Here is a 14,656-nt window from a genome sequence, read left to right as displayed (position 1 = left end):
CAGGATCGAAGACCATGAAATTTCTCGAAAAGCTGATTCTCTGGCTGTTGATTGCCCTGCTGGTGGCGGTTATCGCCGCTTATTTCCTGCTGCAAACCCGCTGGGGGGCGCGCCAGGCCAGCGCCTGGCTAAGCGACGGTACTGGCTGGCAGGTCTCCTTCGACAAGATGGAGCATAATTTCTCCTCGCCCCTGCACCTGCGGCTGCAAAACGTCACCCTCGGTCGCGACGGCAAACCCGCCACGCTGGTTGCTAAAACGGTGGATATCGGTTTTAGCAGTCGCCAGTTTAGCAACCCGCTGCACGCTGACGATATTGTTCTCAGTAACGGCACGCTCAATTTCTCGCCGTCTTCCGCGGCACTGCCGTTTGCTGCGGACCGTCTGCAGTTGCGCAACATGGCGTTCAACAGCCCGGAAAGCGACTGGGATCTCAGCGCTCAACGCGTCACCGGCGGCGTCAGCCCATGGGTACCGGAAGCCGGTAATGTCCTTGGCAAGAAAACACAGATTCAGATGAGCGCCGGATCAATGACGCTCAACGGGATTGAAACCAGCAATGTGCTGATTCAGGGCAATATTGATAACGGGGAAGTGACGCTCTCAACCATCGGAGCGGATGTTGCGCGCGGCACACTCACCGGCACGGCGAAACGTAGCGCCGACGGTAGCTGGCAGGTCAATAATTTACGCCTCAACGAGATCCGCCTGCAAAGCAATAAATCGCTTGCCGACTTTTTTGCGCCACTGGGCACCCTTCCTTCGCTGCAAATTGGTCGTATTGATATCACCGACGCCAGCCTGCAGGGGCCTGGCTGGGCGGTCACCAACCTCGATCTAAATCTGCGCAACCTCGCCCTGAATCACGGCGACTGGCAAAGCCAGGATGGTGCGCTGTCGATGAATGCCGACGAATTTATTTACGGCTCATTGCATTTTCTCGATCCTATTCTCAACGCCGGTTTCTCGCCGCAGGGCCTCGCCCTGCGCCAGTTCACCTCGCGCTGGGAGGGAGGGATGGTGCGCACGTCCGGCAACTGGCTGCGCGCCGACCGTGCCCTGGTGCTGGATGACACCGCGTTCGCGGGTCTCGAATATACCCTGCCCGCCAACTGGAAGCAGTTGTGGATGGAACCACTACCGGAGTGGCTGCAAAGCCTGACGCTGAAAAAATTTAGCGCCAGCCGTAACCTGATTATTGATGTTGAACCGACATTCCCGTGGCAGATTACCGCCCTTGATGGCTACGGCGGCGAGCTACAGCTGGTGAAAAACCGCAGCTGGGGCATATGGAACGGCAGTGCGACGCTGAACGCCGCTGCCGCCACCTTTAATCGTATCGACGTCCGCCGTCCATCGCTGAAGCTTAGCGCAAACGCCTCAACGGTGAACATTAACGAACTCAGCGCCTTTACTGAACGCGGCATTTTGCAGGCCACAGCGGTGGTCTCACAGCTCCCGCAGCGACAAGTTAATGTAAGTCTGAATGGCCGCGGCGTGCCGCTAAATATTTTACAGGCGTGGGGCTGGCCGGCGCTGCCGATTTCCGGCGACGGTAATCTCCAGTTGACCGCTACCGGCAGCGTCCTGGCCGATGCGTCGCTGAAGCCAACCGTCAACGGCCAGCTTAGTGCGATCAATATGGAGAAGCAGCAGGTTGCGCAGATAATGCGCAATGGAGACGTCACTACGACTCAGGAGCCTTCAGCTCCAACAGTTGCCACGCCTTAAATGCGAGGGGGATTTTCTTTTCGCCTGTTTTTGTTCGGCGGACTGTTCCGTTCACCGCCATTACGAGGACATCGGTTATATCCTCAGCCTGTGAACGGCCTGCAAATTGAGGGGCGACCTACAACTTCTTCAGCAGTGCCTGGTGTACGTTAGCGGGCAGGAAGTGGGAGACATCGCCCTGGTGGCGCGCGACTTCTTTGACCAGCGATGATGAGATAAACGACCACTCTTTGCACGGCATCAGAAAAACGCTTTCCAGCGTTGGCATCAGATGCCGGTTCATATGCGCCAGCTGCATCTCATATTCAAAATCCGCTACCGCCCGCAGACCGCGAATTAAAATATTCGCCTGCTGCGCGCGGGCGAAATTAGCCATTAAATCACTGAAGCCAATAACTTCAACGTTGACCAGGTGCGCCGTGGCCTGCGTTGCCAGCGCAATCCGCTCATCGAGGGTGAACATCGGTTTTTTACTCGGGCTGGCGGCGATCGCCAGCAGGACTTTATCAAACATGCTGGCCGCACGGGTGACGATATCAATATGGCCGTTAGTGACAGGATCGAAGGTTCCCGGATAGATCGCTTTTGTGCTCATAATGACACTTTCTCCGAGTAGCCGCGGCTTAGCGCCCACAGCTCGGTGTATTTATTAAACGTATATTGCGCATTGACCACCGCCAGCAGCCAGCCCTGTCTGCCATCCAGAATTCCGCCGCGCAGCAGCAGCGTTTTCACAAATGCTCCCAGAGTATGGCCGAAGATCGCAACCAACGAGGTTTTTTTACCTTTCTGGTAACGCTCCAGCGCCCAGGCGGCGGCATAAGCTAACTGCTTTTGCTGAAAGGCGGAAAAATCACGGCAGGTTAAATGCAGTAAGTCGCCGGAAAGTTCAACGACCTGCGCGCCTTTACTGTCGAGAGATTCATGTACCAGATTATCGTTATAGCGATAACGCTCGCGTTGATACAGGCGCATCACGCGGTCAGGGTACCAGCCGCTGTGGCGCATAAAGCGGCCAAGAAAATAGTTGCGCCGGGCGATGCTGTATATCGCGCCGGTTTGCGGTGCGGCCAGCACGCTGCGGATAGCTTGCGCAAGCTCTGGGGTGACGCGCTCATCGGTATCGAGCATCAGTACGTAATCGCCGGAGGCGTACTCCTGGGCCCGCTGACGCTGAATTCCGTAGCCCTGCCAGTCGCGATTGATATGAACCTGCACGCCCAGGCTGCGGGCTAATTCAACCGTATTGTCGCTACTGCCGGAATCCAGCAGGATGATTTCATCGGCCCAGTTTACCGACGCCAGGCAATCGGGCAACAGATCTGCGGCGTTTTTGGCGATCATCACGACCGAAAGTCGAGGCGACATTAATGGCTCCGCTGTGGCAGATAGGGTTGCAGTAACTGTAGCAGACGGGAGAGCGCGCCCTGGTTCTGGTGCAGCACTTCCACCGCGTGGCGGCCATACCACAGGCGGTAGTCTTCATCCGTCAGCAGGTTAGACACCTGCGTCACCAGAGAACTGACGTCGGTGACGGTAATCAGGCCGTCGGCCTGCTGCAGCCTGGCGCAGATATCTTTGAAATTGAAAGTATGCGGGCCCATCAGCACCGGGATTGCGTGGGCAGCGGGCTCCAGCGGATTATGGCCCCCGCGTTCCACCAGGCTACCGCCGACAAACGCAAGGTCGGCAATGCCGTACAGCAGCATCAGTTCCCCCATGGTATCGCCAATCACCACCTGAGTGCTGCCAGAGGGAATCTCACCGGTGCTGCGCAGGGTGTAGCTCATCCCCGCTTTGCGCACCATCTCGCGGGCGTCGATAAAGCGCTCCGGATGACGAGGGACGAGGATCAACAGCAGACCGGGGAAGGTCTCCAGCAGCTTTCTGTGCGCCTGGAGAATAATTTGTTCTTCGCCGTCGTGGGTGCTGGTGGCAATCCAGACCTGGCGATGCGGCGCCCACTGGCGACGCAAAGTAATGGCGCGTGCGGCCAGCTCCGGCGTCACCGAGATGTCGAATTTCAGACTCCCAGTGACCGCCAGTTGATTGCGCTTCAGACCCAGGCTAATAAAGCGGTTTGCATCTTCTTCATTCTGCGCGGCGATAAGCGTAATGCGGCTCAACAAACGGCGCATAAATTTGCCCAGTCTGGCATAACCCTTCGCCGAACGTTCGGACAAACGGGCGTTAGCGATCACCAGCGGGATTTTACGCTTATGCAGCGTTGCGATCATATTCGGCCATAGCTCGGTCTCCATGACGATAACCAGTTTCGGCTGTACAGTATTGAAGAAACGATTCATCGCACCGGGCAGGTCGTAAGGCAGATAGACGTGATGCACGTCTTTACCGAAAGCGGACATCGCTCGCTCCGAACCGGTTGGGGTCATGGTAGTGACAGTAATCGGCAGAGAGGGGTAACGATGGCGTAACGCGCGTACCAGCGGGATAGCCGCCAGAGTTTCGCCTACGGAAACGGAATGCAGCAAAATGCCATCCGGTTCTACCTTGTTCTGACAGAAGCCATAACGCTCCGCCCAGCGTTTACGATAGGCAGGGGCCTTACGGCTGCGTAAAAGCAACCGCAGCCACACCAGCGGCTGAATAAGGTAGAGTAAGGCGGTATAAAGCAATTCCAAGCGATTTATCCGTATTTATGTTTTTGCGGGCAAATTCTAAGCATTTACCCCGCGTAAAGCTATCTCTTTGGCAGAAACGAAGGGATTCTGTATTAAGCCGCGTCGCGATAGCGCCTGATGCGCAGATAGCGGCGCCCGAGACGCCAGCGTAAACGCGGCGTACGGGCGTTTTTCCAGATCAGACGCCAGATGCCGCGCTCAAAAAATTCTTTAACGATAATATGTTTTTTTGCCTCATCTTTCATGCTATCGAAGGTATGGATAATTCCCAGCCCCTCTTTGGCTATCTGCCAGCGGCAGGCGGAAATATCGCGAACCTTATCCGGATAACGCTGGTTGATAATCTCCAGCATCTCCAGAATCTTCATATAGTGGCGCGCCGAGCGCATCAGCGTATCGTCGTTATCCGGCTTATGCGACACCGATTGCGAATGAATATAGTAATCGTAGAACGGCTCACTGGTGTACTGCACCCGTTCAGCCGCCAGCAACACTTCCGTGGTCCAGGGAATATCCTGATGGCGCAGACCCGGCTCAAAGTGAAAGTTGTGCTGAGCGATAAATGCACGACGGTAGATATTCAGCCAGGTGACATGCAGGAACTTGCGTGAATCCAGCGCCTGCTTTAACCACGCGTGGCCGGGCAACACGCCGGTAGACCGCAGACGGTCGGGCGGGAAAATGGGGTGGATATCTTTTTTCGTCTCGTAGACGTAGCGGCCATTGCAGGTCGCTACGTCGAGGTTGCCCTTTTCCGCCATCTCCAGCAGGGTACGATACATGCCAGGGTAAAACTTATCGTCAATATCCGGGAAGGCCAGGTACTTACCGGCGGCCACCGCAAGCCCGGTATTACGCGCCACCGAAACGCCCTGATTTTCCTGCTCCAGCACCTTCACGTTTTGCAGACGATCTTTCCACTGGTCAATAACCCCGAGGCTGCCGTCCGTCGAACCGTCGTTCACCAGGATCAGCTCATAGCTTTCCAGTTGCTGTTGCTCAAGACACGCAAAAAATTGCGCAAGGAATTTTTCACCGTTATAAACGGCGGCCACGATGCTCAACAAAGGCGTTTGACTCATCACTCATTCGTCCTGGTTAAATAACGGCGTCAGACGCTGCGCAACTGACGGTACTGCTGACAAATCGACGCGACGCTAAATTTTTCCAGCGCCGATACGTCGATGGCAGGCGGGCTATGGTAAATGCTTTGCATCGTCTGAGCCAGTGCCTGGCTGTTCAGCTCCGCCAGACCGCGCGATAGCCCGCCGGTTAAAATTTCGCTCACGCCGCCCGGACAGCGGGTGCTGGCGACCGGCGTCTCCAGCAACAGCGCCTCAACGATCACATTGCCGAAGCCCTCGCTATCGGAGCTCAGCACCAGCATCCGCGCGCCTTTAATCCACGGCAGCGGGTTCTTCTGGAAGCCTTTAAACAGGACGCGATCGCCAACCTGCAGCGTCTGCGCCAGCTGACGCAGGCGCTGTTCCTGCTCCGTTTTCCCCTGCCCCAACAGCACCAGCGGCGCATCAATACCACTCTGCGCATAGGCTTCAATCAGCCGATCGTGACGTTTGCCGGGATGGAAGCGTCCTACGTGAATGATATAGTCACCCTCAGGCCGTTCGCTGGCTTCTGCCGCCGCGGCGCGCAGGGCGACGATATCAAACGGATTATAAATAGTTTTCAACTGGGCGGGATGAATAGCGAACTGTTCCACCAGATCCCTGCCAACCGCATCAGAGACGGTAACGATGTTGCGCCCCTGGTAAACGCGCTTGATCTTCTGTTGCTTTATCCAGCGATCGAAGCCGGTACGATGGCCGAGATATGAAGCGGAAAACATACCGTGCAGGCAGAACCAGAGGTTACGCCCGCGCAACAGTCGACTGCGGCGGACAATACGGTCGGTTTTATGCAGATTCGAGAGCACCAGGTCGAAACGCCCCTGCTGTTCCGCTTTCTCCACTGCCGCATCAAGCTGGCGCGCGCGTCGGGAAAGCTCGGTTAGCTTGCGCCACGGTTTGCGGCAACGGTCAACGATGACCTGATAATCCAGGCCTTCCGGCAACGGATAATCGCAGACGTCGCGCAGGGAAAATAGCGAGACCTGTTCGCCCTCGCTGAGAAACTGCTCCGCCAGGGTCAACACCACTTTTTCCGCGCCGCCGCCCGGCAGACCGTCGATGACAAACAGTATGCGCATTGTTATTTCACCAAATCCTGATAAAGGGAGAGCAACTGCGCCGATAAGCGTTCGCTGGTGCAGGCCATGATACGCTCGCGGGCGCATTCGCCTTCTGCCGAACCTAAAGCGCGGGCGGGGAGCGCAATAACCGACTCCCGCAGGGCCGGAATATCCAGCGCATCGCAAACATAACCGCTACGCCCCTGAACGATAAATTCCGCGCCGCCGCAGCCGGTGGTGGTGATCACCGGCAGACCGCAGGCCATCGCTTCAAGGATCACGTTAGGGAACGGATCGTACAGCGTTGGCAGCAGCAGACCGTCGGCCATCTGATAGAACGGCAGGGTTTCCGACTGCATACCGAAAAAGCGGACCCGCGCCTCGCAGCCCAGGGTTTTCGCCAGTTGCTGGTAACGCTTCTGCTCTTTATCTTTACCGACCACCAGCAGGTAGCGATCGGTGGGGGCGATGGCGCGAATCGCCGCATCCAGCCCCTTACGCTCAAACCCGGAGCCCACGTAGATCAGGCAGGTCGCCTGCTGCGGAAGATCCCATTTGGCGCGCAGCGCGGCAAAGTCAGCTTCCGCAGGCGGCAGAAAACGCTGATTATCGATAGCGTTATAGATAACGTGGATTTTCTCCGCCGGCAGACCGAAGTCTTCAATGATTTCCTGTTTAATCATCTCCGCGTTGCAGATAACGCCGCGCAGGTGCGAATCCAGATACATTTCGCGCTCAGCCTGCATCACATAGCGATGATAGCGGTCAGCAAACAGCAGGCGGCTTTTCCAGCCGGGTAAAATGCGCGAGCGTTGCTGTAGCCAGCGACGATGTACGCCATCTCCGGCGCGGTACAGATCGCAGCCGGGGATGCGTTCATGGCTCTGCACCAGGTCGAAAGACTCGCGCTGCCACAGTTGGCGCGCGGCTTCGGCAAATCCACGCTCGCGGCTGATCCGCCCCCATTTGCGCGGGTTGCAGATATGAATGTTCCACTCCGGTTTCACCGGCCCCTGCCACTCACGGGTGATGACGTTCAGTTCAAGGTCACTGTCGTCGAGGGCTTCCAGCGCGCGGGAGACAAAGCGTTCCGCGCCGCCATCCGGGCGATATTTCTGGCGTACCAGAGCCAGCCTGAATTTACTCATGCCAGTACCTTTTTCGCCGCCGCGATAACCGCGTCGGTGGGAATTAAATCGAGATAACGTTCGTCTGTGTCGGTGTCGATATCATCAGGATCGGGAATGGAGCCGAAATCCCCCGCCCAGATCACCTCGCCCCGCGCCTGCCAGGGTCGCCAGAAGGTGAGTTTGGAGGGGCCGAACAGCGCCACCAGCGGCGTGCCCAGCGCGGCGGCCATATGCATCGGTACGGAATCGACGCCGATAAACAGGCGGGCATGAGCGATAAGCGCCGCCAGCTGGCGCAGGGTCAGTTGCCCGGCAAGGGAGTGCAGACGGGCATCGGGGCAGCCCGCCATAATGGTCGCTATCATTTGCTTCTCTTTGGCGTCCGGCCCGGAAGTCAGCACCACCCGGTAACCCGCCGCAGAGAGGGCGTTAATTAATGCGCTCATACGCTCTTCTCGCCAGCACTTAAAGAACCAGCGGGAGGTTGGCTGAATCACAATGTAGCGGTCCTGAAACCCATCTGGTAGCAGCGCGCAACTGGTGGCCCAGTCCTGCTCGCTGTAGCCCATCTTTGCCGGCGCATCGTCAATATTCAGCCCTAATGGCGCCAGAATCGACAGATTCTGCTGAACCGTATGCAGTTGATTATGCTGCTGCGTGGAAGCAAGTGCGGTATGGCAAAAACGCCAGGCCGGATGCCGACGCTTTGGGAAGTCAAAACCGATACGGGTCGCCGCGCCGGTCAGTTTGCTGATGATCGCGCTGGGCCACTGATCGGCAAGGTTAAACACCATATCGTAGCGCTGCTGGCGGAGGGTGCGAATAAGCCGCCACTCCATCTTAAGCTGATGCGCGGTTCCCTGTTTTTTCCAGCGCCGGTCAATGCCATAAATGTGGTTGATATCGGTATTTGCCGCCAGCATATCCCGGGTTTCTTCATAAAGCAGCACATCCACACAGGCGGTGGAATATTGCTGTTTTAGCACATGAATAAGCGGCGTTATCAATAACATGTCGCCATGATGGCGAAGCTTAATGACCAGGATTCGCGCCGGGTTCACGCGGCCGGAAGTGCGGGTTTCAGGCGTCATGCTCTGTTCTTCATTCAGGATCAAGGTTCCAATTCTAGGGGATCAGATAGATTGAGAGAAGCGTTGTCTTGCTCTACCATGAGCCGATAGGTATGACCTGAGGACGTTTTCGTGCACAAACCCGCATTTCTCATCACGATTGATACAGAGGGCGACAACCTCTGGCAAAAACATGACAGCATCACCACCGAGAATGCACGCTATTTACCGCGTTTTCAGCAGCTTTGCGAAAAGTATGGCTTCAAACCGGTATATTTGACCAACTATGAGATGGCCATCGATCCCGCGTATATCGAATTCGCCAAAGATGTCATCGCCCGGGGAACTGCGGAAATCGGTATGCATCTTCATGCCTGGAACAGTCCGCCGACCGATCCGCTCACCGATGACGACTGGCGGCATAAACCGTATTTGATCGAGTACAGCGATGCATTGATGCGTGAAAAAGTCGACTATATGACCCGACTGCTGGAGGACACCTTCCAGACCAAAATGGTCAGCCACCGCGCCGGACGCTGGGCATTTGATGAGCGCTACGCGCGTCTGCTGGTGGAGTATGGTTATCAGGTGGATTGCTCGGTAACGCCGCGGGTGAACTGGAAAACCGCCAAAGGCGCGCCGCAGGGCGACGGCGGCACCGATTATCGCCGCTTCCCCCAGCATGCCTACTTCCTTGATGAAAATGATATCAGCCGCGAAGGCCACTCGCCGCTGCTTGAAGTGCCAATGAGCATTCAGTTCAAGCATTCGGCGTGGATGAATAGCCTGAAACAGGGTTACGACCGCCTGCGCGGTAAAGTGCGCTCCCCGTCGGTACACTGGCTGCGCCCGATGGGCGGCAACGTCGAGACGATGAAGAACGTTGTTCAGCAGACGCTGGCGCAGGGCAATGACTACGTCGAATATATGCTGCACTCTTCCGAGTACATGCCTGGCGGCAGCCCGACGTTTAAGAACGAGCAGGATATCGAGCGCTTATACGCCGATCTGGAGGCGTTTTTCAGCTGGCTGGCGCCGCAGGTGAAGGGGATGACGCTGGCGGAATACTACCAACAGAAATACGCGCAGCGATAAAAGCTCGTGGCCCGGCATCGGTGTAATCAGCAGCACAGCGTTCTGCTGGCTATTCCTCATGTCACTCAGATTAACCAGCGTGGCCGTTTCCTCTTGTCCGACAGGTTACGGCGTTAGCGCTGGCGATACAGATGATGTTGTCAATACATGTAGCGCCAGGCAGCGTAAATCATCACGCCATTAAGCCAGCCCCTGAGATTGCAACAATTGCAGCACCTGAGAAGCGGCAATATCCCCGGTGCTGTTACCGCTTTCAGGGCGCACCACATACTGATTTTTACCGTAGCCGCCAATCAATCCCGGATCGGTCGGGCCGTACAGCGTGAAGTTCGGTTTATCGAGCGCGGCGGTGAGATGGCTCAGTCCGGTATCGACGGAAACCACCCCGCGCGCGCCAGCCAGCACCTGAGCGACCTGTTCCAGACTCATACGCGGCAGCACCTCGACAAAATCGTGCCCTTCCGCCAGCCGTCTGGCCCGCGCCTCTTCGTGCGGCGCGCCCCACGGCAGCTTCACTATCAGACCGCTGTCGGCCAGCAGCGCGATAAGCGCCCGCCAGTTCTCTTCCGGCCAGTGTTTATCATCGCGGGTCGTGGCATGAAGAAACACCAGATACGGCGCGGCAGAGGTGTCATCCTGGCGCAAAAAATGTTGGGCGATGGCGTAATCGCCCTGGCTTTGCGGCTGAGTATAGCCGAGGCTTTTGGCGAACAGCTCGCGGGTGCGTTCAACGGCGTGCTGCGCTTTAGCAATATGATGACGACGGTTATAAAACAGGCTCGCCAGCGGTTCACGCGCGGTCTGCCAGTCCATGCCGTGCTTCACGCCGCGAGCCAGTCTGGTCACCAGCGCGGCGCTTTTCACCAGCCCCTGAGCATCAATAATGGCGTCATACTTTTCCGCCTGTATGGCGTCGTGAAAGGCCCTGCGCTCAGCTTTAACTGGCGCGGAAAACCACGCCTTGCGCCAGCGGCGAAGCGCCACCGGGATAACCCGGTCGACGGCTTCATGCCAGGAAGGGATCTGGGCGAAACCTTCCTCAACCACCCAGTCGAAGCGAATACCAGGAAAGGCCTGCGCGGCATCGGTCAACGCGGGCAACGTGTGCAGCACGTCGCCCATGGACGAGGTTTTTACGATTAATACCCGCATCCGCTACGCTTCCTTTTGTTCCGTTTTTTCCAGCAACAGCGCATTTAGCTCTTCCTGTACGCGCTGTGGGGTAATATCGATCAGGCTCTGGTGATAACCTTCGGCAGCATCGCCTTTACGTACTTTGTGGTAGCCGCTAATCAGGCGGATAACGCGCGCTTTATGCGACAACGGCGGCGTGAAGTCGGGGCTGCTCGGACCATAAAGCGCCACCAGCGGGCGGTCCAGCGCGGCTGCGACGTGCATCAGGCCGGAGTCGTTGCTGACCACCGCTTTGCAGGCGGCAATCAGGATAACGGCCTGCTCAAGCTGAGTTTCCCCGGCCAGATTGCGGCACCATGCCTGCTGCTCGCTGCTCAGCGTCGCAACGATCTCTTTACCCGCGTCGTTATCCTTAGCGGAACCGAACAGAACGATCTGATAACCGTCATCAATAAGCTGTTTTGCCAGTTCTGCGTAGTGGTAGTGCGGCCAGCGTTTCGCCGGGCCGAACTCCGCGCCGGGGCAGAAGCCGATAATCGGCCGATCTGCTGAGATATTGAACGCGCTACAGGTTTGTGATTTCTCGCCTTCATGAACCTGTAGTCGCGGCCAGAGCAGCGGCTGCGGCAGGTCTTTCGCCGAGCGCATCACCCCTTTGTCGTAGGCTAAACCCACATAGCGTTCAACCATCAGCGGCCAGGCCGCTTTATCCAGCTTGCGGGCATCGTTTAGCAGGCCGTAGCGCATCTCGCCGAGCCAGCCGGTGCGCAGCGGGATATTGGCAAAAAAAGGAACTAAAGCGGATTTAAACGAGTTCGGCAGCACGTAAGCGCGATCGTAGCGACGCTCGCGCAGGCTGTGTCCCAGCTTACGTCGTTCGCCGATCTCCAGCGCGCCATGACCGAGCGGCATCGGAATCGCTTCGTTAACTTCCGGCATACGTGACAGCAACGGACGACACCACGCGGGCGCCATCACGTCGATTATCGCCTGGGGATAGCGCGCCTTGAGCGTGCGATACAGACTTTGCGACATCATCATGTCGCCCACCCAAGACGGGCCCACCACCAATATCTTCATGCTTACTTCTTACGCGTCGCGATTGAGCCAGGCCATATATTCCGTTACGCCTTCGGCGACGGTCTTAAACGGTTTGTCATAGCCCGCAGCGCGCAGGTTAGTCAGATCCGCCTGGGTAAACGCCTGATAGCGGCCTTTTAGTTTATCCGGGAACGGAATGTATTCGATGCTGCCTTTCTGATGATAAGCCAGAGTCGCATCGGCGACTGCCTGGAAGGATTCCGCGCGACCGGTGCCAAGGTTGAAAATACCGGACACGCCGCTTTCCCAGAACCACAGGTTCACCGCGGCAACGTCGCCGACGTAGACGAAGTCGCGCTTGAAGCCGTCGCTGCCTTCGAACAGTTTCGGGTTTTCGCCATTATTCAACTGAGTATTGAGATGGAAAGCGACGCTCGCCATGCTGCCTTTATGGCCTTCTCGTGGCCCGTAAACGTTGAAATAACGGAAGCCGACAATTTGCGAATCCGCTTGCGGCAAAATCTGGCGAACGTATTCGTCGAACAGAAATTTGGAGTAACCATAAACATTGAGCGGCTGCTCATATTCGCGGGATTCGATAAAGTCGCTGGTGCGGCCACCGTAGGTCGCCGCGGAAGAAGCGTACAGGAACGGGATTTCACGCTCCATGCAGTAATGCAGCACTTCTTTTGAGTACTGATAGTTGTTATCCATCATGTACTTGCCGTCCCACTCAGTGGTGGAAGAGCAAGCGCCTTCATGGAAAATAGCATCGATATCGCCGAATTCCTCGCCAGCCATAATCTGGATCAGGAAGTCTTCTTTATCCATATAATCGGCAATATTCAGATCCACCAGATTGATGAATTTGGTGCCGTCTTTCAGGTTATCCACGACCAGAATGTCGGTAATGCCCTGGTCATTCAGCGCTTTAACGATATTGCTGCCGATAAAGCCTGCGCCGCCGGTAACGATGATCATAACTGTAACCTTTAAATGTAGGGAGTCCAGAGACAATCCGGACACGAATATTTCTATCATATCACCACATCGTAAAGGCTTCAGCCCTTCGCCGAGAAGGTGCCGCAGGTCTCACGTTTTATCCACAAGATCATTCAGGATGCATCAGGGCGGCAGGCGGCGAAACCGCCAGCAACAAGGATAGCGCGGTGACCGGCGTTGCAGCCGACGGATAACGTATCTATACCCTAAATTATTTGAGTTGCAGGAAGGCGGCGACGCAGTGAATCCCCGGGAGCGTACTCCAGTACGTGACTGGGGTGAACGAGGAAAGCCAACGCACATGCAACTTGAAGTATGACGGGTATATGCTGCAAATAATTCATCTGGTAATGCATCATCTCGTATCAACGTATAGCTTTAGGTAATATGTGCCAAATTTGGCCGAATCTGGAGAATTGCAATGCGTGGGGATTTCTACAAACAGTTAACCAATGACCTGGATACCGCGCGTGCGGAGGGGTTGTTTAAAGAAGAACGTATTATCACTTCGGCGCAGCAAGCCGCTATCACCGTCGGCAACAGCCAGGTGATTAACTTCTGCGCCAATAACTATCTGGGCCTTGCCAATCATCCGGAGCTCATTGCCGCCGCGAAAAGTGGGATGGACAGCCACGGCTTTGGCATGGCCTCCGTGCGCTTTATCTGCGGCACTCAGGACAGCCATAAAGCGCTTGAGAAGAAGCTGGCGGATTTCCTCGGCATGGAAGATGCCATTCTTTACTCTTCCTGCTTTGACGCCAATGGCGGTCTGTTTGAAACCCTGCTCGGAGCAGAAGACGCGATTATTTCCGACGCCCTGAACCATGCATCGATTATCGACGGCGTGCGCCTGTGCAAGGCGAAGCGCTTTCGCTACGCCAATAACGATATGCAGGAGCTGGAAGCCCGTCTGAAAGAAGCCCGTGAGGCCGGCGCGCGCCATGTGCTGATCGCCACCGACGGCGTATTCTCCATGGACGGCGTGATCGCCAACCTGAAAGGCATTTGCGATCTGGCGGATAAATACGATGCGCTGGTGATGGTCGATGACTCCCACGCCGTCGGCTTCGTGGGCGAAAACGGCCGCGGCTCCCATGAATACTGCGACGTGATGGGCCGGGTAGACATTATCACCGGCACCCTGGGTAAAGCGCTGGGCGGCGCATCCGGCGGTTATACCGCGGCGCGTAAAGAGGTTGTTGAATGGCTGCGCCAGCGCTCTCGTCCGTACCTCTTCTCCAACTCGCTGGCTCCGGCGATTGTTGCCGCCTCCCTCAAAGTGCTGGAGATGGTGGAGGCAGGCGGCGAATTACGCAATCGTCTGTGGTCTAACGCTCGTCTGTTCCGTGAAAAAATGACCGCCGCGGGCTTCACTCTGGCGGGTGCCGATCATGCCATTATCCCGGTGATGCTCGGCGAGGCTACCGTGGCGCAGGCGTTTGCGCGCGAGTTACAAAAAGAAGGCATTTACGTCACCGGATTTTTCTATCCGGTGGTGCCAAAAGGCCAGGCGCGTATCCGTACCCAGATGTCTGCGGCGCATACCCCTGAACAAATTGAACGTGCGGTGGCGGCCTTTACCCGCATCGGTAAACAACTGGGCGTCATTGCCTGAGGGTGTGAT

General features: G+C 56.6%; 13 protein-coding genes. 3 read left to right on the top strand and 10 right to left on the bottom strand.

Translation table 11 applies throughout. From position 1 onward, the window contains the following. Positions 1-14: 14 nt before the first annotated feature. Complete coding sequence (locus FE839_RS11670; protein ID WP_138360975.1) at positions 15-1,730, top strand: AsmA family protein; 1,716 nt, start codon at positions 15-17, stop codon at positions 1,728-1,730. A gap of 118 nt (positions 1,731-1,848) precedes the next feature. Here FE839_RS11670 and coaD read toward each other — a convergent pair whose 3' ends face one another. The 7 genes from coaD to rfaQ form a co-directional block, all read right to left on the bottom strand. Next, positions 1,849-2,325 (bottom strand): pantetheine-phosphate adenylyltransferase, encoded by a 477-nt coding sequence (coaD, locus tag FE839_RS11665; RefSeq protein ID WP_138360974.1) that lies wholly within the window; start codon positions 2,323-2,325, stop codon positions 1,849-1,851. Beyond that, the gene (locus FE839_RS11660; protein ID WP_138360973.1) at positions 2,322-3,098 is read right to left on the bottom strand and encodes a glycosyltransferase family 2 protein; all 777 of its coding nucleotides are present in this window, start codon (positions 3,096-3,098) and stop codon (positions 2,322-2,324) included. Before FE839_RS11660 ends, coaD begins: the two co-directional genes overlap by 4 nt. Further along, positions 3,098-4,372 carry a lipid IV(A) 3-deoxy-D-manno-octulosonic acid transferase gene (gene waaA, locus FE839_RS11655; RefSeq protein ID WP_138360972.1) on the bottom strand — a complete coding sequence of 425 codons (1,275 nt, stop codon included), beginning with the start codon at positions 4,370-4,372 and terminating at the stop codon, positions 3,098-3,100. The genes FE839_RS11660 and waaA overlap by 1 nt, the downstream gene beginning before the upstream one ends. Positions 4,373-4,464: 92 nt before the next feature. Further along, a complete protein-coding gene (locus FE839_RS11650) occupies positions 4,465-5,454 on the bottom strand; it encodes a glycosyltransferase (RefSeq protein ID WP_138360971.1) in 990 nt (329 codons plus the stop codon). A gap of 29 nt (positions 5,455-5,483) precedes the next feature. After that, a complete protein-coding gene (locus tag FE839_RS11645; protein WP_138360970.1) occupies positions 5,484-6,578 on the bottom strand; it encodes a glycosyltransferase in 1,095 nt (364 codons plus the stop codon). A gap of 2 nt (positions 6,579-6,580) precedes the next feature. Then, complete coding sequence (locus tag FE839_RS11640; protein ID WP_138360969.1) at positions 6,581-7,708, bottom strand: glycosyltransferase family 4 protein; 1,128 nt, start codon at positions 7,706-7,708, stop codon at positions 6,581-6,583. Next, positions 7,705-8,781, bottom strand: coding sequence for a putative lipopolysaccharide heptosyltransferase III (rfaQ, locus tag FE839_RS11635; protein ID WP_138360968.1), 1,077 nt, complete (start codon positions 8,779-8,781; stop codon positions 7,705-7,707). The genes FE839_RS11640 and rfaQ overlap by 4 nt, the downstream gene beginning before the upstream one ends. Before the next feature lie 111 nt (positions 8,782-8,892). Here rfaQ and FE839_RS11630 point away from each other — a divergent pair, with 111 nt between their 5' ends. Continuing rightward, positions 8,893-9,855, top strand: a complete 963-nt coding sequence (locus FE839_RS11630; protein ID WP_138360967.1) for a polysaccharide deacetylase family protein — start codon at positions 8,893-8,895, stop codon at positions 9,853-9,855. A 180-nt stretch (positions 9,856-10,035) separates the two neighbouring features. On the opposite strand, the gene rfaC is transcribed toward FE839_RS11630, so the two are convergent. Genes rfaC through rfaD form a run of 3 tightly spaced genes read right to left on the bottom strand, consistent with a single transcriptional unit; the run spans position 10,036 to position 13,011 of the window. After that, complete coding sequence (rfaC, locus tag FE839_RS11625; RefSeq protein WP_138360966.1) at positions 10,036-11,007, bottom strand: lipopolysaccharide heptosyltransferase RfaC; 972 nt, start codon at positions 11,005-11,007, stop codon at positions 10,036-10,038. Positions 11,008-11,010: 3 nt separating this feature from the next. Further along, complete coding sequence (rfaF, locus tag FE839_RS11620; RefSeq protein ID WP_138360965.1) at positions 11,011-12,069, bottom strand: ADP-heptose--LPS heptosyltransferase RfaF; 1,059 nt, start codon at positions 12,067-12,069, stop codon at positions 11,011-11,013. Positions 12,070-12,078: 9 nt separating this feature from the next. Next, positions 12,079-13,011: an ADP-glyceromanno-heptose 6-epimerase gene (rfaD, locus tag FE839_RS11615; RefSeq protein ID WP_138360964.1), complete on the bottom strand. Its 933-nt coding sequence runs from the start codon at positions 13,009-13,011 to the stop codon at positions 12,079-12,081. A gap of 442 nt (positions 13,012-13,453) precedes the next feature. Between rfaD and kbl the strand changes: the two genes are divergently transcribed. Then, positions 13,454-14,647, top strand: a complete 1,194-nt coding sequence (kbl, locus tag FE839_RS11610; protein WP_138360963.1) for a glycine C-acetyltransferase — start codon at positions 13,454-13,456, stop codon at positions 14,645-14,647. Positions 14,648-14,656: the final 9 nt, after the last annotated feature.

It is taken from the genome of Klebsiella indica, from assembly GCF_005860775.1.
Classification (GTDB): Bacteria; Pseudomonadota; Gammaproteobacteria; order Enterobacterales; family Enterobacteriaceae; genus Klebsiella; species Klebsiella indica.
The sequence above is the reverse complement of the archived record's forward strand: the minus strand, read 5'-3'. Positions and strand labels throughout refer to the sequence as shown.